This is a genomic window from Nesterenkonia sphaerica (genome assembly GCF_005771565.1).
Taxonomy (GTDB): domain Bacteria; phylum Actinomycetota; class Actinomycetes; order Actinomycetales; family Micrococcaceae; genus Nesterenkonia; species Nesterenkonia sphaerica.
Window position 1 is genome coordinate 12,048 of record NZ_VAWA01000010.1, and the last position, 19,499, is coordinate 31,546.

Annotated in this window: 21 protein-coding genes; 9 read left to right on the top strand and 12 right to left on the bottom strand. The window is 60.9% G+C overall.

The window, feature by feature from the left end; all coding sequences use genetic code 11:
- Window positions 1–44: 44 nt before the first annotated feature.
- From FEF27_RS08735 to FEF27_RS08755, 5 genes are all read left to right on the top strand, one after another.
- The gene (locus FEF27_RS08735; protein ID WP_138170479.1) at window positions 45–509 is read left to right on the top strand and encodes an NUDIX hydrolase; all 465 of its coding nucleotides are present in this window, start codon (window positions 45–47) and stop codon (window positions 507–509) included.
- Window positions 510–593: 84 nt separating this feature from the next.
- Entirely contained in the window at window positions 594–1,175 is a 582-nt protein-coding gene (locus FEF27_RS08740; RefSeq protein ID WP_138170480.1) for a class I SAM-dependent methyltransferase, read from the top strand.
- Window positions 1,166–1,615, top strand: a complete 450-nt coding sequence (locus FEF27_RS08745) for an NUDIX hydrolase (protein ID WP_138170481.1) — start codon at window positions 1,166–1,168, stop codon at window positions 1,613–1,615. Before FEF27_RS08740 ends, FEF27_RS08745 begins: the two co-directional genes overlap by 10 nt.
- Before the next feature lie 240 nt (window positions 1,616–1,855).
- Window positions 1,856–2,488, top strand: a complete 633-nt coding sequence (locus FEF27_RS08750; protein WP_138170482.1) for a helix-turn-helix domain-containing protein — start codon at window positions 1,856–1,858, stop codon at window positions 2,486–2,488.
- A 70-nt stretch (window positions 2,489–2,558) separates the two neighbouring features.
- Window positions 2,559–3,218 (top strand): LysE family transporter, encoded by a 660-nt coding sequence (locus FEF27_RS08755; protein WP_138170483.1) that lies wholly within the window; start codon window positions 2,559–2,561, stop codon window positions 3,216–3,218.
- Window positions 3,219–3,238: 20 nt separating this feature from the next.
- On the opposite strand, the gene FEF27_RS08760 is transcribed toward FEF27_RS08755, so the two are convergent.
- The gene (locus tag FEF27_RS08760; protein WP_138170484.1) at window positions 3,239–3,871 is read right to left on the bottom strand and encodes an alpha/beta fold hydrolase; all 633 of its coding nucleotides are present in this window, start codon (window positions 3,869–3,871) and stop codon (window positions 3,239–3,241) included.
- Window positions 3,872–3,911: 40 nt separating this feature from the next.
- Window positions 3,912–4,289 (bottom strand): MerR family transcriptional regulator, encoded by a 378-nt coding sequence (locus tag FEF27_RS08765; RefSeq protein ID WP_138170485.1) that lies wholly within the window; start codon window positions 4,287–4,289, stop codon window positions 3,912–3,914.
- A 25-nt stretch (window positions 4,290–4,314) separates the two neighbouring features.
- Here FEF27_RS08765 and FEF27_RS08770 point away from each other — a divergent pair, with 25 nt between their 5' ends.
- Window positions 4,315–5,124: an aminotransferase class IV family protein gene (locus FEF27_RS08770; protein ID WP_138170486.1), complete on the top strand. Its 810-nt coding sequence runs from the start codon at window positions 4,315–4,317 to the stop codon at window positions 5,122–5,124.
- 901 nt (window positions 5,125–6,025) lie between these two features.
- Here the strand turns inward: FEF27_RS08770 and FEF27_RS08775 are convergent.
- The 4 genes from FEF27_RS08775 to FEF27_RS08790 form a co-directional block, all read right to left on the bottom strand.
- Window positions 6,026–7,459: an IS1380 family transposase gene (locus FEF27_RS08775; RefSeq protein ID WP_138170487.1), complete on the bottom strand. Its 1,434-nt coding sequence runs from the start codon at window positions 7,457–7,459 to the stop codon at window positions 6,026–6,028.
- A 197-nt stretch (window positions 7,460–7,656) separates the two neighbouring features.
- Window positions 7,657–10,335 (bottom strand): DNA primase family protein, encoded by a 2,679-nt coding sequence (locus FEF27_RS08780; RefSeq protein WP_166429979.1) that lies wholly within the window; start codon window positions 10,333–10,335, stop codon window positions 7,657–7,659.
- A gap of 226 nt (window positions 10,336–10,561) precedes the next feature.
- Window positions 10,562–11,203, bottom strand: coding sequence for a hypothetical protein (locus tag FEF27_RS08785; RefSeq protein ID WP_138170489.1), 642 nt, complete (start codon window positions 11,201–11,203; stop codon window positions 10,562–10,564).
- Window positions 11,196–11,378, bottom strand: coding sequence for a helix-turn-helix domain-containing protein (locus FEF27_RS08790; RefSeq protein WP_208009757.1), 183 nt, complete (start codon window positions 11,376–11,378; stop codon window positions 11,196–11,198). Before FEF27_RS08790 ends, FEF27_RS08785 begins: the two co-directional genes overlap by 8 nt.
- 367 nt (window positions 11,379–11,745) lie before the next feature.
- Between FEF27_RS08790 and FEF27_RS08795 the strand changes: the two genes are divergently transcribed.
- Window positions 11,746–12,210 (top strand): hypothetical protein, encoded by a 465-nt coding sequence (locus tag FEF27_RS08795; RefSeq protein ID WP_138170491.1) that lies wholly within the window; start codon window positions 11,746–11,748, stop codon window positions 12,208–12,210.
- Between the two features lie 550 nt (window positions 12,211–12,760).
- On the opposite strand, the gene FEF27_RS08800 is transcribed toward FEF27_RS08795, so the two are convergent.
- The 5 genes from FEF27_RS08800 to FEF27_RS08820 all read right to left on the bottom strand — a co-directional run bounded on the left by FEF27_RS08800 (window position 12,761) and on the right by FEF27_RS08820 (window position 16,990).
- Complete coding sequence (locus tag FEF27_RS08800; protein ID WP_138170492.1) at window positions 12,761–13,276, bottom strand: hypothetical protein; 516 nt, start codon at window positions 13,274–13,276, stop codon at window positions 12,761–12,763.
- Between the two features lie 852 nt (window positions 13,277–14,128).
- Window positions 14,129–14,347, bottom strand: coding sequence for a hypothetical protein (locus tag FEF27_RS08805; RefSeq protein ID WP_138170493.1), 219 nt, complete (start codon window positions 14,345–14,347; stop codon window positions 14,129–14,131).
- A gap of 81 nt (window positions 14,348–14,428) precedes the next feature.
- On the bottom strand, window positions 14,429–14,986 hold the full coding sequence (locus FEF27_RS08810) for a hypothetical protein (RefSeq protein ID WP_138170494.1): 558 nt from the start codon (window positions 14,984–14,986) through the stop codon (window positions 14,429–14,431).
- A gap of 54 nt (window positions 14,987–15,040) precedes the next feature.
- Entirely contained in the window at window positions 15,041–15,382 is a 342-nt protein-coding gene (locus FEF27_RS08815) for a hypothetical protein (RefSeq protein ID WP_138170495.1), read from the bottom strand.
- Between the two features lie 54 nt (window positions 15,383–15,436).
- Complete coding sequence (locus tag FEF27_RS08820) at window positions 15,437–16,990, bottom strand: hypothetical protein (RefSeq protein ID WP_138170496.1); 1,554 nt, start codon at window positions 16,988–16,990, stop codon at window positions 15,437–15,439.
- Window positions 16,991–17,083: 93 nt separating this feature from the next.
- Here FEF27_RS08820 and FEF27_RS08825 point away from each other — a divergent pair, with 93 nt between their 5' ends.
- On the top strand, window positions 17,084–17,341 hold the full coding sequence (locus FEF27_RS08825) for a helix-turn-helix domain-containing protein (RefSeq protein ID WP_138170497.1): 258 nt from the start codon (window positions 17,084–17,086) through the stop codon (window positions 17,339–17,341).
- 4 nt (window positions 17,342–17,345) lie between these two features.
- Here the strand turns inward: FEF27_RS08825 and FEF27_RS08830 are convergent, their stop codons facing one another.
- The gene (locus tag FEF27_RS08830) at window positions 17,346–17,693 is read right to left on the bottom strand and encodes a DUF6907 domain-containing protein (protein WP_138170498.1); all 348 of its coding nucleotides are present in this window, start codon (window positions 17,691–17,693) and stop codon (window positions 17,346–17,348) included.
- A gap of 402 nt (window positions 17,694–18,095) precedes the next feature.
- On the opposite strand from FEF27_RS08830, the gene FEF27_RS08835 reads away from it, so the two are divergent.
- Window positions 18,096–19,460 (top strand): hypothetical protein, encoded by a 1,365-nt coding sequence (locus FEF27_RS08835; protein ID WP_138170499.1) that lies wholly within the window; start codon window positions 18,096–18,098, stop codon window positions 19,458–19,460.
- Window positions 19,461–19,499 lie beyond the last annotated feature (39 nt).

Here is a 19,499-nt window from a genome sequence, read left to right on the forward strand (position 1 = left end):
ATAGGGGCAGAACCAGCGTGGCGCTGATCGAGTACGCAACCGGGATGAAGAAGCAGTTCACCGCCACCGGATACGTGGTCAATCAGGACCGGACGCGGATGCTGATGATCTTCCACCAGGGCCTGCAGCGCTGGCTGCCACCTGGAGGCCATGTTGATCCCGATGAGTTCCCCTCGGACACTGCATTGCGGGAAGTTGCTGAAGAGACTGGCATTCATGCCCGTCACACGAACGGCAACCCAATGGATATGGCCCTCAACGGCACCACCGAGTCCCAGCTGCCCACCCCCTTCGCGATGGCGGCCCAGCTGATCCCGGAATCCGCCAAGGACATTGAGCACATCCACATGGACATGATGTACCTGCTCGAAGCCGACGACGCCGCACCCCTGACCGCCCAAGAACAAGAGGTCGACGACGTGGGCTGGTTCACCCGTAACGAGCTGGAGCAGCTGACCACCACGGACAGTGTGAGGGCTTTCGCCCGTGAACATCTGCGGGACCTCTAGGTCCGGGCGGTGAGGGAAGGGGTTCGCTCCGCCTACCAGCATCGCGCTGGAGAGTACGTTCAGGCCCTGGGGTCCCTGGATGTCATGGCTTCCGATGATCGGCAGTTGATTTCTCAGTGGGCTGAGTCCCTCACCGGCTGTGTGGTTGATGCCGGATGCGGGCCAGGGCACTGGACACAGCTGCTGTACGAGATCGGTGTGGACGTCGTCGGGATCGACATGGTCGCAGAGTTCGTCGAGTCGGCCAAAGAGCGGTTTCCGTCCACGCCCTTCGAAGTGGGTGACTTCAGGAGCCTGCCGTTTGAGGACATGCAGCTCGGAGGCATTCTGGCTTGGTACTCGACTATCCATATCCCACCAACAGAGATGCCTGCCGTTCTGGATGAGTTCGTCAGGTGCCTGCAGCCTGGCGGTTCACTGCTGATGGGATTCTTCAGCGGCGAGCATATCGAGAAGTTCAACCACGCGATCGCCCCGGCCTACTTCTGGCCACCAGATCAACTGCGAGAGGAGCTTTCGCAGAGAGGACTATCAACCGGGAGAGTCCAGACGCGTCATGATCTGGGCAGCCGGCCCCACGGAGCATTGTGGGCAACGAAAAGCCCTCAGAAGAGCTGCCAGTTTCACACCAACCATCAGATCAAAGGAGCGAAGGCATGGTCCTGAGTGAGGAACTACGAACCGCGGCAGAGGCTGAAGGCATCGAGAAGTTCGTTGTCGGTGCCGTCATCCACGACGTTGGGTGCGCGCTGGTGGTCACGCGCAGTCTGAGTGATGATTTCCTTCCGGGGCTTGAAGAAGTTCCCTCAGGGGGTGTGGACTCCGGGGAGGGTCTCTTAGAAGCGTTGAACCGTGAGCTGGCTGAAGAGGTTGGCTTCGCCGCTGAACATGTTGACCCCGGTTTCCTGGAATGGTTTGACTATGAGTCCCGATCCGGACGCCGAACCCGGCAGTTCACCGTCTCAGTGCCACTGACAGGTAGGCAGGTGAAGCTCTCTGAGGAGCACACCTCCTACCGATGGATCTCATCAGAGCAAGTAGACTCCACCAACGCCACCCCAGAGACGAAGAATCTACTCCGATCGTGGTTCACTGCAGCGCTCTAAAGTTACTGTCTTCACCCAGCCACCGCTGCGGCGACTGCTCACCTCCCCGCAGAAGGGCGGGGCGAACCTGGTGCACTTCATCCTCGGCGAGCCCGGCGTCGACTGGATCTCAGGAGAGTTCTACGGCTCGAACCGGCGGCTGGCCCGTACCGCCCGTGCCGCCGGGAACCCGGAGATCGTGAACCGCCACTGGCAGCTCAGCGCGGAGGTGCTCGATCTGGAGGCAAGCCCCGATTCACCGTGGGGCCGGATGAGATTACGGTCTACAACCCTGGTCAGGTGCAGGCCTCCTGGGCCGAGACACAAGAAGACAGCCCGTGGGAGTGCTTCAGCATCCACATCAGTCCCGAGACGGCTGCGGCTGTGACCGGCGGGGATCCGGTGGAGGCTCACCGCTCTGCAGTGGGCGGTCCCGGGCTGGCTGGGGCCCTGCGCAGGGCTGCCATAGCCAAGGATGCCCAGGAGGCCGAGCAGATTACCCTATGGGTCGTCGGCGAAGTTCTGAGACTCAGCAGGGAGGGCGCCGGTGCTCCACCGGCTCTCGCTTCCGACCCGGCCCCCTCCGTTCTGGCCCCGGTGCTGCAGCAGATGCGCGATGACCTGGCCTCCCCGGTACGGGTCCCGGAGCTGGCCGCAGCGGTCTCACTGAGTCCGGACCACTTCATCCGCGCCTTCGTCAAAGCCATGGGGGTGACCCCATACGCGTGGCACCTTCAGCTGCGCCTGCGGGAGGGCCGTCGTCGCCTGAAGGCCGGCCATCGGCCAGGGGTGGTCGCTGCCGAACTGGGCTTTAGCGACCAGGCGCACTTCCATCGGCACTTTCGGGCCGCCTACGCCCAGACGCCCGGCCAGCTCCAGAGGCAGCGGCCCTAGCTCCGTGTCAGGCCGGACGAGGTCGGAATCGTTCAAGACCCGTCCGGCGGGCAGCAGGCACTGTGGTGGGATGATCCAAATTGTTCTCACCGGTTTGTGGCTGGGCCTGGTGTTCAACGCCGCACCCGGCCCGGTCTTTACAGAATCACTGCGGCGAGGGGTCCGCGGCGGGTTCCGCCCTGCCTTCGCGGTCCAGGTCGGCTCATTGGTCGGCGATGCCGCATGGGCCGTGCTCGGGCTGGCTGGGGCGGCCGCTCTGCTGACCCAGCCCCAGTGGCACATCCCGATCACCCTGGCTGGCTGCCTGGTGCTTCTCTTCCTCGGGGCACAGGGCATCTATGCCGCAGTTAGGCCCGGTGCCACGCCCGTCGAGACTCCCTCCGAGGTCCTAGCGCAGGACACGCGGCCCGGTAGTACCAGGACGCTGCGTGGCCCGCTGGTGGCAGGGGCCCTGATGTCGCTGGGCAGCGTATGGAACGTCGTCTACTGGGGCGGTGCAGGTGGTGCGGTCGGTGGAGCGCTGGGGGAAGGTGCCCCCTTGGGTTCGCTGCTGGTCTTCTTCGCCGCGTTCATGGTCTCCTCCCTGCTGTGGTGCTTCATCTGCGCAGGCCTCATCGCAGGGCTCCGCCGGGCGATGAGCCAGCGGTGGACCAGGATCATCGAAGGCGGAGCCGGTGCAGCGCTGATCATCATGGCCATAGCCCTGGCCCTCCAGACCTTCGGGGCATGAACGACTCTGAGGCGATTGGTTCATTCCTGGCGGTTCAACAGGGCGCTCACCGCATCAGCGAACTCATCCGGGACGTCAGTAGCCAGTTCATGGCCGCCTCCGGTGATCAGGCGCAGTTCGGCCTCGGGAATCCGTCGGGCGAGTTGTTTCGCCGCACCGAGGTTAGCGCGGTCTTTGGTTCCGCATAGCACCAGCGTCGGCGCCTCGATGCGGGATAGGTCGTCGCTGAGGTCTGTGTGCGCTGCGGCATCGAGCAGCTGCAGGAATGCCGGTTTATCGAGTCCCTGGGGCAGGGGCAGCATACGGGCGGGGATCAGACGCATGATGCCTCGTTGGATGCTCATCAGTGTGGGATAGGGGCGGATCTGGCTGCCGCTGAGCAGCAGCCCGGCGAGCATCTCAGGATGTGTTGCGGCGTACCGGGTGGCGATCATTCCGCCCAGGGATAACCCGATCAGCGTCACGGACTCAGCACCGGTTTCGAGGATCTGCCGCTGCAGGCCCTCGACTGCGGCATCCATGCTGAAAGGGCCGTCGGTCAGGTCGGTAGCTGCCAGCGCCAGGCTCTGATACTTGGGAAGACGCTGAACCTGCTCATTCCATGCAGAGCTGGCTTGCCCTGCTCCGGCGAGGAAGACGATCAGATTGCCCACTTGATGATTCTTGCATGAGGAAAGCCACTACCAGGGGTGCTCATCCTTGTTGGGAGGAGTCAATGAGTCCCTGAAGGGTCACCCGTGTGGTTTCGAGTTCGGCTAGCCGGCGGTCGTAGTCCTGGAGGTGTTCTACCAATGTTGGGACTGCACAGGGATCCAGACGACCGGGGTCGCGGATGCAGTCCATGAGTTCTGCGATGACTCGTGTAGGCAGCCCGGCATCGAGCAACATTCTGATATGGCGGACCTGGTGGGCGGCAGAGGCAGAGAACATCCGCTGCCCAGTAGGAGACCTCTGGGCGATGATCAGGCCTTGATTCTCGTAGTGCCGAAGACTCCGAGTGCTTACCCCCGTCTGCTCAGCGAGTTCTCCGATACGCAACGGTGCCTTCTCTGGGGCGCTTGCCTTTGACACTAGTGTCAACTCCTAGCTTTGCCTCATGACGATTTCTCAGACCTTCTTCAATGACCGTACCGCTACCGTCGAAGACCTCTCTCCCCTGGCTTTCGCCGGCTACGCCCATTTCACCGCCATGCAGGTCAGGGACCACGCAGTGAAGGGACTGGACCTGCACCTGAGACGGCTAAGAGACGCCAGCACACAACTCTTCGGCACGCATCTTCCAGACGAGCAGGTTCTTAGATATTTGCAGAACGCAGCTGCCCAAGGATCAGCTGATGCTTCCTTGATGTGTTTCATTACCTCTGAGCCTGGGGAGTTCATGCCCGCCCCCGGATCATTAGTCCTCAATGTCCTCATCAAACTGATGCCTGCTGCTGAGCCACCGGCCGGTCCTTTGGCGTTGGACCTGGTGGGCCACCAGCGCGACTTGCCTACAGTGAAGCACGTCGGCGAAGTCGCGAAAACTCACTACCTGCGCAAAGCCAACGCGAAAGGGTTCGACGATGCAGCGTTCAGGGACAACAGCGGCAGGATCAGCGAAGCCACGATCTGGAACCTCGCATTCTGGGACGGCGAATCTGTCATCTGGCCCCAAGCCAACATCCTGCCCGGGGTCACGATGCAGATCCTCTCCCGGCAACTTGAAGCACTACAGATCCCCCAACGCACGGTGCCTATCACTGAGGACATGCTCACTGATGAGCTCTCCGCAGTGGTAATGAACTCCTGGACCCCAGGGATCGATGTCGCGCGTATTGGTGAACACGGACTTGCGAGTAGTTCCCGGTTGGTGGAGGTATTGCACCGGGCCTACGCCAACGAAGTAGGGACCGCTCTACTGCGCTGACGGGTTCCTCCTCTAGCCTCACAGAGTTTCCTGCAGCCAAGCACTCACCTCAGGGTGAGGGCGCCGTCGGTCGATCCTCGCTGAAAAGGCCCCTGAGCACGAGCATCATGAGGATGCGAGGGTTCCAGGGCACGCATGTCTTCTCCGGTGACAGGCATGACACCTGTGACGTTGTGTCAGAGAACTCTCTGTTGACTAACCACCCCGGGCAGCTGGAAGGCAGATCCTTTAACCCCTCTTATTCACTACTTTTGAGAAAAAGTGTCACAAGTGTCATGAAGAGGTGGTGAGTAGGTGGCCTTCCCCGTGATGACGGGGATTCAGTGTGATGACATGTTCTGTGACATGTCTGCAGATGGAGCGTCATGCGGCCGGTGCTGTGTCACACCAGTACCGCATTTCCCCCAAAGCTGCTCTCCTCGGGATGCTTCATCCTCCTGCCGGGCGTCTTTTGGGAGTGGGCAGGAGGCAACCCATGACACTTCATGGGGAGACCAGCGGCGGGGCACCCTCCAGATCTGTCAGTTGACGTCTATCCCGTCACTCCGGCCGCTGCAGCGGCTTCACACATCAGTGGCGGCGGTACAAAAGAGATTGAGGAGCATTTCGGGGCCCTCGATGAGAGTGCACACTCCAGGTGTTCTTGAGTAACACGACGGGTAGGGTTTACTCCGCGCTCGATCGCTCCTACAGGGCGCCCGGGAGCTTCAACGCAGTGAGCAACCCCTGACCTTTAGCCTCGATCCACCGATGAGTTCTTTGTTGGGTCATTGAGTTGGTGAATCTTGGCTGCGGGGGATGTGGGCAGCCGGTAGCGTCCCGGCCATGCTCCGGTCTGTTCCACTTCTGGTTTCCGAGGATCTCCTGTGTCCTGGGCCTGGTGCCCTGCAGGGCTGGGTGATCAGGTGCTCTTGGCCGCCGCTGCTGGTGGGCCCAGAGCTTTGGCCCAGAGTTCCTCGAAGGCGGCAGCCCATTTCCAGTCGGTGGGCAGATGCAGGATGAGTTTCCTGGCCCGGTGAGCGATCCGTGCGGGGATGCTGATGATCCGGCGCCGCAGGGTCAGTGCCCTTGCTCGGGCCATGGTCCCGCCGATGACAGCAGCAGTAGCACGCATCAGGTTATGGGCCATGGTGGTGATCGCCAGCCAGGCCGCGTTGGCCTGGAAGACCCCGGAGGGCATATGCGCCAGCGGGCCTGCTTTGAGTTCGGCGTTGACCTGCTCGATCACCGCATGGGCCCGGTGGACCCGGTCCGCGGCCGCAGTGTCGAGCGTTGAAGCATCGATGGTGGTGAAGACCCCATGATGCCGGTAGACATCGAAGATCGTGTCTTGGCCGGCGGCCAGTTTCTTGGCGTTCTTCTCAAGCACCCGGCGCACGATGAGCCGGCCAGTGACCTGCAGGGACTTCTTCTTTGAGGTGAACGCGGTGAAGGGCACTTCAACGACCTCAGCCTCAGAAATCCAGGTTTTGGTGGTCTCGTCATAGATGGAGTTCTTGTACTGGATCTTGGTCCACGCGTCCTCCTGGATGCCTGCGATGACGGTCTTGCCCCTCTTGTTCATCCGCACCGTCACCGAGAGTTTGGCCCCGCCATCGGCGGCGGCTTTGGCGACCTTGGCGTTGTAGTAGGCCGAATCGGCCCGGACCACCACAGGCCCGCAGGTGCCCGGGATTTTGGCTGTGGCGGCCAGGGCGTCACCGACCATCCGGGAAGCACCGCGGGCTGAATAGGCCGAGCCTTCGCGCAACCTTTGGGCCACCACCACAGGAGAGGCCTCAGCGGTGGAAGCGGTGGCCAGCAGGGCATTAAGTCCCCGGGAACCCTGATAGCCGAACCCGGCTCCTTGCTTCTTGGCAGAGTGGACTTCGATGACGGTGTCATCGATATCCACAAACGTCATGGCCGCGGCCCCGGTGGCTGAAGGCGCTACCGGCAGCAGCGGCGCATACGAGCCCAACGAGGCCAGGAATCGGGTGCCGACCGCGTCGAGCTGGCGGACATGGCCGAAGGTGTAGGCCCGTAGATGAGACCCCAACGTGGAGGGCGCATACACCGAGTCGAACAAACTCTTCATCCCGCCGTGGCGCAGCACGTCCATGTCATCGATGCTGTCGGCACCGGCGACCATCCCGGCCACGATCGAGCTGACCTTCGCACCAGCGTTGGCGCCTTTATCGGCCCCAGTGCGGTGCACCGTGACCCTGTCTTGAGCCAACTCAGCCAGCCCAGCATTCTGGGCCAGAGCCATCATCGGCGCCAGCCCAGCAGCCGACACGAGGTTGGGCTCATCGAAGGTATAGGAGACCCCAGCTGGGGCATGGTTGAATAGCACCTGAGAGGTGTGCCCTTCTGGTTGGGAACTTGTGACGTTAGACATCACCATTTTCCCAGGTCAGGCGGGCATTTCCTTGTTAACGCGCCGCTTCAGACACACCCCTCATCGGTGGATCGAGGTTTAGCAGAGCGCTACTTGGGGAGCCCCGGTATTCCGGCGCCCATGGGGTCAGGCATTATACGCCGGGATGCAGCTCAGCTGCGGCGTGGAGGGGTTCGACGAGGTGGGCGACGATGTGGTTTGCGCGGTTTCGGCGAGTCGTATTTCCGTTGCTGCTCGGCCGTCTTCTTGGATTTGGACTGCCGGGGTGTGGTGAGCGGGTCCTCGTCGTAACCCAGTTCCTGGTTGTGCTGTGCGGCCTGGGCTTTGCGTTCCTCATAGGAGAGTAGTTTCACGCCGCCATAGAGTCTTCCCTGAGCGGTCCTGGGTGCTTTGCTCCCGACTTTGACACCGTGGCGCTCCAATGCGTCTGCCACCCGCTTATCGCCCAGAGGCCGCAGTTGGCGCTGTTGGCACCAGATCTCGTATGCGTCCCGGAATTCGGAGACGAGGACTGTTTCACCGTCAGCGAGCTTGCAACGCTCCTCGAGGAACTGGCCCACCGGGTTGGATTCTTCGGCGTAGTCGGAGGTTGTGGCCCTGACAAGGTCCGGTATTTCTCCGAGCCCTTCCTTGTGATATTCCACTGCTCCCTCAGCTGCCCATGCGAGGACAGCCGGCAGATTGCCGAAGATCTTCTCCTTAAGGTTGGGGATCTTCTGCTCATCAGGGATGTCCTCGTCGAAAGGGATTGTCCTCAACCTTCGAAGCATCGCGTCGTCGCTGCCGTCGAAGCCGGGGCGATGGTTGCCGACAAGGAAGTGTGTGTGACTCGGGGTGAAGTTGTGATGCTCTTGATACAGGTGCCGTGCTGAGAGGGTGTTTCCGCCCGAGAACTTCTTTACACGTTTTTCGTTGAGGCGGTCGGTGGCCTTGACCTCATCAATCAGGGCTAAACGTGTGCCCTTGAGTACCACCGCCTTGGTTTCCTCATCGTCTGAGCCCTTGGTCTCCAGGAGGATGCCGTCGGGGACAACTGCTGCATAGTCACCCATGGCCGTCATGATGGATTCCACGAAGGTGGATTTTCCACGTCCGGACCGTCCTGTGATAAAGACGATGAGGTGCTCTCGGACTTCGCCAATAAGGGTCAAGCCGACCAGCCGCTTGAGGTACCTGCGCACCTCTGGGTCTGGGACTGAGGTGTGCAGGAAGTTCTCCCAGAGAGTGCGGTCTGCCTCGAAGTCAGGAGCGACGCCTGCAATTTTTACGTGCAGCTTGGTGGGATCATGAGGCAGCAGCTGTCCTGTCCGTAGATCCAGTATTCCACCGGGGGTGTTGAGCTCCCAGGGGTGGTTGTCGAACCTGTCGTCATCGACTCGAAGCTGCGGCAAACTGTTGGCCATGGAGAGCATGTTGTTGATCCCTTGGCGCGACAGTGAATACTTTTTGTGCGCGGCGAGAGCGTTGGAGGCGCTCTGGTCAGGTTTGCCTTGGTTGTCGAACTCCTCTGTGGGCAGTGCTCGGGCAGTCTGTTTGGCAAGCTCGCGCTCGATCCCGCCTTTGCCAGGCTGAGGAACCCATCGCACGCCGTTCCAGTGCACCCATACCCCGTGGGCGGAGGAGAAACGGATGACCTCACAATGATCGGAAGCGAAACGGTTGGCATTTGCATCGTCAGTCCGCTCCAGAGTTGCCCCGTTGGTTTGCTGCCCCGGCACGGAGTCCTTCTCTGCTCGTTTGGCAGCCAGGTCAATGACGACTCCGTCAGTACCTGTCGCCGCGCCCTGCGGGGAGGCCGCAGGGTACTCCGCACGGGATGTGGAAGCAGCCTTCTTGCGTTCGCCGTACCCGAGCTCACTGAGTGCTTTTGCCGCAGCGGAGAAGTCCCCGCTGTGGCGAGAAAACGCATAGTATTCAAACTTTGTATAGGTTGTCTTTTCTTGCCCCTTCCCGTCCTCGGTAGGCAGGCCGAACTGGGACAGCGCCCCTGCTGAGGGCACATACAGAAGTGAGAAGGTTTTCTCTTCGTCGTATTTGTCCGGGTGGGTGTAGACCGCAGCGTCGACACCATTGGTGGAAGCTCCAGGGCGTCGCCAGTGATCCTCGTTGCCGGTGGAACGCACATATTCCCACCCATCGGCATCCAAGATCTCCTGCCAGTCAGCACGCTGGTTATAGTCATCGCCAGGCAGCTCTGGGTCACCGACGTTTCTCTCACGAGCTACTTGAAACCCCACCTCACGCTTGGGTTTGGCCGGGCGGCGATCGAGTTTCTGGAAGAGGGCGCGAAGAAGGTGCCGCTCATCCATCGTTATTTCGGCGATGGTATCCGGCCCGCCTGTCAGCGTCTTATAAGGTTTGCCCGTCGAGTGGGTGTGCCCATAGCTAGGAGCCATGGTGGAGTTTGCCTTGGCGGCTTTGACCTCAGCGATTTGAACTTTCTTATGCTCTGGGTCCTCCGCCAGGCTTTCGCTGCGCGGCATCTCCTCGCAATCGGTGATCCTGACCATCCAGTGATATCCGCCCGAAGGACTCTGTTCCATCCAGCCGGACCGGATGCGTCGCCAGACCTCTTCCGTTCGTTCGCCGTGCTCCTGGGCAAGCCTGTTGAGCTCTGAGACTTTGTCCCGGTGTGGGCCTTCCAGCTCCCACATCTCAACGAACCCTGAGGGTTCCCCCGTGACGATCGCGATGCCCTGCGCCGGCCCTGACGATTCCGGGTGACGCCCAGAGAGCCAATCATCATCCTGCTGGTCCTCACCGAACCACAACTCAATGGTCTCGTCGCCCTCAAACTTGTACTTGGCGTCTGACCATGGCGTCAGGGGCATTTTGTCCTTACCGAGAGGAAGGATCCGAAACCCGGCGGCGACCAGTTCATATGCTGTGTCTCGGAGAGCTTGTTGCTGCTCGTCCATGCGGGGCCTTTCTGTACTTCTCATTTTCACAGGGGACGTTGACGCTGGGATTGGCACTCGCGGCGAACGTCATTGCATCGCACTGCGGGTGTCTTCGGCGATCCCGCGACCGAAGGAAGCCTGGCGGCTTTCAAGAGCTTCACGGGACAGATCCCAGCACTCGTTCGACTTCCTTGCGGCTGGCCCCTGTGATACTCGCGATCTCCTCAATTTCCACTGCGGAGTCACGAAGGTTCTGTATCTCGGCGACAAGAGCATCCTCGAGCGCTCCCGTGGACGGGCCTTCCGGAGCTCCCTGATCCTCCGGCTCGTCCTCGTCCTCCCAGTCGTAGCGGTAGTTAAACCTGCCGGCCCCGATCCTGCGCTTTGTTTCCATCAGGGCATACATTTTGTGGAAGAGCGCCAGCTCTAGGCCTTGTCGCCACTCCTTCATGGAGCGCGTATCAGCGTCGCCTGCGATTGGGTTTTCCGCGGCATACCGGACGGCTGTCCGGGTCAGCAATCGAAAACCTTCGTCCTGAGACGGATAGGTCATTCCTGTGTATTCGATCTCCAGGCATTCACCGATCACCCTGAGGTGGACCGCTGCTTCCGGACCATCGTGGCTATGGGTATCAGTGATGGCCGCCAGAACATCGAAGACCGTATCCCGGATGCGCTCATTCCTTATACCGGCGTCGAGGAGAGCGTCATCCAACTGCAGGTACGCAGCATCACTGATGGGACGAACGATGTTGACAGCCTTCTGGACAAAAGGCCTCCCGTCGGCTTCCTCAGTCATCGTGCGCCCCACCTTCGAGGCGACGAGAGTCAATAAAGCGCTGCAGGTCGGATGGGCGCACGCGCATGACGGGCCGAGAGCCTCGGCCCAGGTAGATGACTGGGAGGTCGCCGTCTCGGATGACGGCGTAGACGTAGTCTTTCTTCACACCGAGGGCAGTGGCCGCTTCGGTCACGGTGAAGAGTGTTTGCGGAGACGCTTGACTCTGCATCCCACGAACCTTTCGTTCTGATCTTCTCTTTGCGGCAAAACCGCAAAGAACGGTCGCGGGGTATGAAGATCAGTTCGTGGGGTCGAGTCGAGAAGTCGGTTCGTGGGGGTCACCCCGCAGTCGATTGTCGATAGTAGTCGGCTCGCGACGCCCTTCGACGATCAACGTGCCGTCCACTATATGGACATCTGTCGGCAAGGTCAAGAGTCTTGTGGGGCGGCGTGTCGCATGCTCATCAGCGCAAGGTTGCTCTGGTTCCGGACACTCACTGGTCATGGATAACGACAGAAGACTCCATCTCAACCGACATGTACAGGCACAGTTGCTCAGTGTGACCACCGCCGGACTGCTGGATGTCGAGGAGGATGTCGCCCACATGTACCTTGACACGGCGAACGGCTTGCTTTTGGACACTTTGGCCGATGCCGACCCATGGCACGCACTCCATGGGCCCGAGGACCGCACTCTGGACGGTGACAGGTTCGGTCACCCAGAAGCTTTTGCCGACGTTCTCCGCCCCGGTCCGGTCATGAAAGCCGCACGGGATTTCGGGGAAGTCAAACGCGACGCCATCACCCTGGACGAAAAGAACCGCTTGTTCTCATGGCTCGCACTGCGTCATCGGATTATCGCCACCTGGTGCGGACGCTTCGATGAGGTCTATGCCATCGCTGACCAGGCTTCTCGGATCGCTTCCGGGTTGAACTCGGATTTCACCCGTCGGCAGATGATCGCCCTACACCGGATCGAGGACGATGAGTATATCTATGCCCGGAATCTGATCCACCATCAGTAAAACGGCTTCGACCTATCGCGCAGTTGAACGGTATATCTGAGTGCCGGCCGATGAGGGCTGGTATGGCAAATGACCTCATACAACTAGAGCCCGTGGCTGAGGCTCCTCTAGGAACGCCAACCGGTGGAGAACGTCAGAGCGGCGTTGGGCCAGTATGGAGGGGCAGCCTGCTGGAAGAAAAGCCGCGAATGAGTCCTAAGCAGATTGCTGTCCTGCTGGATACTCCCGGGCGACGGTGAGTTGGAATATCGTCGCTGGAGTGATTTCCCGTTGGCCCACCCCGGGGTCCTCGAAGGCTACACCGGCATCATGCCGGCACCTTCATCCCGGACCCACCGCTGTAAGAACCCGGAAGGCGAATATCAGGGCAATGCCCGGCTGCGAATCACAGGGGCCGCACGGCCCCTGCGCCGGCAGGCGCGCCCACCCCGCGACAGCGGAGATACACCGGAAACCCCCACGGGGAGTGTGAGGGGACGAAGCCCCTCACAAAAAATAGAGACGACTACTCTCGCCCCCGATCCGAAGACCAGCCAGTGGCCGTGATCTCTCAGCTGCGTTGCACACTCCGGCCCCCTTCACGCAACCAGAGGATGCTGATGACACAGTGCCCCAGGAGTGCGGCAACGGTGAGACCGGTCAGCAGCAGCACTCCGAAGGTGCTGGCCGGGGTGTAGTCGCTGCCGTAAAGGTCGCCCAGCACAGTGAACAGCGCCCCGTTCAGGAACCCGCCGGCAAAGATCATCAGCACGAACCCCACCAGCGCCCCAGCGGTGCCCAGACTCACTCCCCATCGACGGCGCATCTTCAGCCCGATGGCCACCACACCGTAGGCCAAGGCTGCGGCTGCACCGAGGATCACTCCGTAGACCGTCACGATCGCTGCAGCCAGACCTGCACCTTCACCATGATGAGTGATCTGCGGATCTGCGTGATACATCTCATCCAGAGCACCGATACCGGCATGCATCCCGATAAGACCCAACACGATCGCCCCCAGAAAGCACAGCAGACTGAGCCCCAGCAACTTTCGGTACTGGCCGTAGTCGGTCGCCCCGTCGGTCATGACCCCACTGTAGCGACGCTACACTATGACCAAACGCAGGCCGGTTTCTACGCGCGCGATTCCGATTCAACTCCCAGCCGACGCGCACCCTCAGGCCCTCACCCAATCTGCTCGCCCGCCTACCTGGTGAGCGACAAGAAAAACAACCCCCGCACACCTCGCCACGTACCCGAGGTAAGCGATCAGACCAGCCCGCAATGTAGGGCAGTTGCCTTCTTGGAGAGAAAGCATGTGGAAGTGGCACGGCGAGGGCGAATCGCCCCGCAAAGATGTCAGCCTGAAGCACACTCTCTGGAAGACCGCAGGGGGCCTCGTAGCGGAGACCGGAGTGCCTCAATATTTGGTTCTCGAGCGGAGCTGGGAGAAGTAGTGGTCTGGAGGTTTTATGTCATGGAGGCCCTGCGGGGTACTTCTGCCGGGATTGGGGGTCTATACGGGTATGTGGAAATGCCGGCAGATGAACCGAAGCTGACACACAGTCGGCGGGGGCTCCTCTCAACGTATGACGATCCCGGCTCGCGGTCGCGTCGAGGGGGTCTCGGCTGAGACTGTGATCGCAAGTGGCCAGCTGTGGAAGTAGGGGGTTCGGAGGCTATAGGAGATGGGGGTCTGGGAGGGTACTTCTGCGGGGAGATAAGGGGCAGGTACGGCACTCGAGCCGCCCAGGGATCAGCCGTCCAACGTCGAGAGCACACAACCGGCCGTGACGCACCTTGTGAGCGGCTAAGCGCACAGGCTCATAGGCACATAAGTGGGGCGAATAATCTGGCCTTCAGGTCACCGGGTAGCGCGGTGGCGCAGTAGTTTCTGCAGCTGAATCTTGCCCTGTTCGCAGCGCCCGGAGCGGTCCGCTCACTGGTCTTCGATCTGATCGAATCGCTGGTGGAGCCGAGTGTGAATCCTGCGCCGCTCTTGGCGGTTCTCCCGCTTCTTGTACTGGCGTCTCTTGCCAGGGCGTTCCATGCCCGCAATCCACTTCCGTTCGGAGGTGAACGCGACGTCGTCGCCGATGGATTTGCGTCGATAGAACCCAGTGAAAGATGGAAGGTCCTCGGGTTCATTCTGAGCCATCGGGGGAGCCTCCTCCTCATCGAATGTGGTCAGTGTTCGGTCCGCCTCAACATCAGCGCTGAGGCGGACCGAACAGCCGAATCAGACGAAGACAACGTCTGCGTCAGTGAGGTTGTTCAGTGTCTGTCCGCTGGCGAATCGCACCGTGTAATAGTCGGTGCCCAAGCCCTCGTCGAAGCCGACCACAGTGCCCAATGTTCCGGCCTTGATCTCTTGTGGTGACAGCGGATGCAGCTCGCGGCGGGCAGCGACCCGTTGCCCCAGCTTGGTGGAACCCGGACCGGGCTCTGCACCGGCACCCACGGCGGGGGATGGTTCGTGGGTCACGATGTCGAAGAACCCTGCCCTGGTGAGCACCTTGTCGAAGAGATTATAGCCCTTGAATATCAGCAGCAGAAGTCCGACGAATATCAACAGTGCCACCACGACGATAACCAGAGCTGCCGCGGCAAGGAAGGGACTGAGGACGAGCTCGAAGATGTACTCCGGCCACCCTCCCATGGACCGGTTCTCCATCCTGTCGGGAGTCAGGCCGAAGAGCAGCATCAGCACCCATCCGGCCGCGTAGACGACCGCGGTGAAGATGAGCAGGAAGCGGAAGAACTTCCGGGCGTTGAAACGACGAGTCCGGGCCACCATCAACCCCCGACTATGATGCTGCTGATAGGGACGAATACCGGTGCGCGGTGGTGATCAGCCATCCTCGAACTCCTGCTCTACTTCGTCGCGAATCTCTTCCCATTCGTCGATGTCGACCCAGATCTCGCCCCAGCCTCCGACGAAGCGAATACTGTGAGCGCCTTCCTCATCGGTATAGCTGGCATCCAGTGAGATTCCCTCCTCGAATCTGCAGGAAGTCGCGTCTGCTTTTTCGTAGCTGAGGCCTTCTTCACAGGTGATGTCATCTGGGTGCTCTCCTTCTTCCCAGGCGAGCATCATCTCCAGGTCTTCCTGGGGGACGTCGTCGCCTCCGCAGGCAGTCAGCAGCAGTGCTGCCGCAGGGATAACGGTTAGGGCTTTCACGCGCTGGTTCATGGTCGTTGTTCCTCTCGTACGTGGTGGCGGCGGGATACAGGTTGGTGGGTGTCTTTACCAGCCGGTGTTCTCGTCCTCATCGAGCGGGCCGTCTTCATCGACCTCACCCTCGTCTTCCGAGTCGTGGGTTTCGTCGAAGGGCAGCTCGGCGCCTTCATGCTCGACAGTCACCGGCTGTTCATCCCAATGGCTGGTGATCTCTGCATCCAGGGAGATGTTCTCGAAGTCCGCCGGGATAGCGATCACGCTGACTTCTCCAAAGCTGTTGCCACCGTTGCGTCCGGCGTCAGTGGATTCGTAGCGCTCCTCGATGGTGGTGTCATCGACGGTGATGCTCCAGTCCACAACGCTGGGCTGATCATCGCTGGCCCGGTAGTAACCGGCCCGGGCATCACCATCACGACTGACCGAGGCCTCCCAGTTCAACTCCAGCCAGGCCTCGCCCTCACTGGCCCAGCCCATCATCGGGTTCCATGCGGTGATGGTGTAGGACTCAACGACTGCCTCAGTGGAGATGGTCAGGTCCCCGGCCTGGCTGGGAGAGCCGACTTCTTCTTCAGTGATGGTGTCTTCGAAGTCCGGGAAGTCCAGAGTGATGTCGGCCTCGGGCTGGTGGCGGTTCTCGACATAGAACCCGTCAGTGACGGGGTCGCTGTCGCGCTGGCCAGTGAGAAGGTCATAGCGCTGCTCGGTGTCCTCACCAGTGGTCACCACCAGCTCAGCACCACTATCGGGCACCGAGACCAAGGCGCCGCCCTCGAGGTCGCTGAGCTCGATCTGCTCATCACCCAGGTCCAGATAGGCGTTGTTCTCCGGGGCCTCGGGGAGCTCGTTGGCTGCAAACGACGCCCAGACGTAGCGGAAGGTCTCTCCTTCAGCCGAGGCATGGGGGACTGCGGACTGATCATCCTCGACACCGCGCTGGCCAGGGACGCCTTCGACGGTGACCGTCTCTGCCGCCCCGAGCTCCTCGATTGTGGCGACCCCAGCCGGGGTGACGATTTCAGAATCCTGTGGGTCTGTCTCCTCGCTGACGGTGTAGGCGCCATCGGAGACCTCCTCCCCTTCAACGAGACTGCCACCGGAGGTATCGACAGCGTCATCCTCCTGGTCCTGTGGGCTGGGGGCCACAATCAGACCCGAGTCAGCTTCAGGGCGAGACGGGGCCTCGATCTCATCCAATGCCTCCGGGGCATCGTCACCGTCAGCATCGACGATGTTGCCTTCAGGGCGAGAGACTTCCATCTCCGCTTCGGCGAGGATGGACTCGTCGAACTCAGCAACCATCTCGCCGTCGGAGTCCTCGGAGTAATCAAAAGTGGTGAGGTCCCAAACCTCGCCGTCCTCGGCGAACAGGGTCCGGGCGCCGCCGCAGGCCAGCTCACCGGTGACCTCGCCCTCGCCGTCGACCACAAAGAAGCACCCGGCCTCGTCATGGACCGCGACATTGTCGCTGGGCAGCGAATCTAGCCACGCGCTGGTGGCGTCCTCGAGGAACTCTTCGGCGTTGTCGAGACCGACGTCGCTGCCTCCGCAGCTGGTTAGTACCAAGGCGGCACCACCCATCAGAGCTACCCCGTAAAACCGTCGTTGTCGCTGGTTGTCCATGTTTCTCCCGTCGTTGAGGTCTGAGCCCCGATCATTCTTGCAGAGTTATAACACTGTCGACTTTCTGTGACACTCCACGCAGTCTGAGAAGTTGTGGCTATAGGCGAACTTCATCGGCGCGTGGGCGCGAATCTGCGGCGGATTCGCCAAGAACGTGGTCTCTCCCAGGCCCGGTTCGCCGAGGAGGCACTCGATGGCCTTCACCGGGTGTACTACGGGCACGTCGAGCGCGGAGACCAGAACCTGAGTCTCTCTGCGATCGAGGACTACGCGAGCCGGCTCGGCATCGACCCCCTGGAGCTATTCCGTAATTCCGAGGACGCCGAACAAGCGCCGCCTGCCGCGGATTGAAACCTTAGGCGCCTTTGCGCCGGGTGATGCTCAGCAGGTCTCCCAGTGCCTGGTGTACTCGTTGGGCGCTTTCCAGGGATAGGTCCATGCCCCGGCCATCGACTCCGAGGCCGACCCATACATCTGGCTCACCCAGTTGCTGGTGGACCACCAAAAAGACTTCTGTTGAGTCCGGTCGTCTATGCACCGCGCCGTTGCCAGCTGGCGCGGATGTCCGCGCGTTTTCCGCCACCGGCACCACCACGATCTCGCTTTCGTGGCGGCGGTCATCAGGATGAATCTCGTCACCGTGCTGGGCACGGCACCATCCGGGACACTGCAGGTCAAAATCTGATGCACTGTGGTCACTCATAAAAAGGGTCCTCTCGAGGGGGCGCTTCGTTGGTGACCAGTGAGTGTCCGGAAGCAACACCTGCCTGCGCAGCACCGTACAGCCCTCTCTGAGGAAACGTGAGCTGTGTGTTCTTAGCTTCTACTCCAACCGGGCTGTAGCGAGACTGTTCACTCATGAACCGCGATGGGCCCCGCCCTTCTCGGCGCGCAATCTTCCCTAAGGCGGTTCGACGGGCAGGCGAACGCACTTCGGCAGCTCTATCGATTCTCTGACTTGGTCGAGCGTTGTGCTCCTTGACCCCCTGGGCACCACGTATCGTGCATCGGGACGAAGTGTGGGCTTGGGGCTGCTTGCAGCAACAGGTGCCAGTTCTCGAGCCTCTCACTGACTTATGAGCTGACTGAAGGGGCTTAGCTACCCATGGAATTGCTTGAACTGATACTTGGGTTCTTCGAGCGGCCGAGAGCGGTTTTATCGAATGCCAGTGGCTCGGATGGAAACCTCGCAACGTTCATCTCGAGCATTCTCGTCTACACCCCGTTGGTACTCGCCGGCGGGCTACTCCTCCACGGCTTAATGCGCGCGGCCGCCGAAGCCACTCGAGGATGCGCGAGACGTCTGGCTTCCAACGCGTCACTGGCAACTGTCATCCGGCTGGAGTCGAGTAGTGCCAGGGTCGAATCGGCGCTCCGATGGATTGGATCCCGAATCGTGCGTACCGGCATCGCACAGCCCAAACGTCGGATGTTTCTTCCCGCCCTAACTCCGAGAGAGCATCTCACACTTCGTATAGGACGATGGTGTCTGCGCAAGGTTTGGCTGATTGCCTGGGGGATTGTCGCAGCTGTCGCATCCGTGCCGAGACTTGCTAGGACAGGGGCCGGAATCGCAGTGTTACTCGCCTCCGTGCTCACTGCGTTTCCGGAAGAGGTCCAGAGCGTTACCGGTGCCGTGCAAGAGGTACTGCAGATTATGTCACTCCCGGAAGCCACGCTGACTACGATTCTTGTTGCAGTCATCCCGCTGATGCTTGTCGTTCTGAGGTTCCTAATTCGGGAACGCACCGTCACCCGCCGAACGTTCCGACGGGAACGTCACGTCGCAGCCCTGCACAGGCTTTACCAAGCTACACCCGCCATCGAGAACCTCTCGCACGTGTTTGAAGATCAAATGCACGAGACGATCCGCGCATTCACAGTCGAGAAGCACCATGCGCAAGAGTGGCACGCATGGGCACACCGTACAGATCCACCGTCGCGGTCGTCGCGCTATGACCAGAACGATCACATCGAGTGCGATCGCAGTTGTCTCGAAAACCGGGCAGCCAAAAGCCCAGATCGCGTCTCTACGGAAGAAGTCAGGACAGCAATCTGCGAAGTAGAACTCCACTGGCAATACCTGCGTGACTACTACCGGAACTTCGCTGACCTCCTACCACAGCGCGGATGGTCAGGACTCGTAGGCCTGCGGTTCTGCTTCTCCGGGTCAGGAGAATTCCGAGCCCATAAAGTCCCAGCGCACGATGAATGGCGACGTCGCAGAATCTCCTGGCAGCACGGCCAACTCACATGGGCTGACATCACAGCAGAAGACGAGGCAGCTGGGAGGAGCGTATCGGTCGAGCTCACGCAATCGCCGAAGGAGGCATGGCTGGAGGAAGAACTCCAGGACCTTGTCTGGGACCTCGCCGAACTATCGCGAGAGCTTAGAGATCTAGCTCATGCCGCCCACGATCTTCTACGACCGCGCCGAATCGAACGACTGGCACAACTCGCCGAGAGCTGAGGACCCACGTGGGGGAAGTTCGCGAACTCCGAGTCCCCT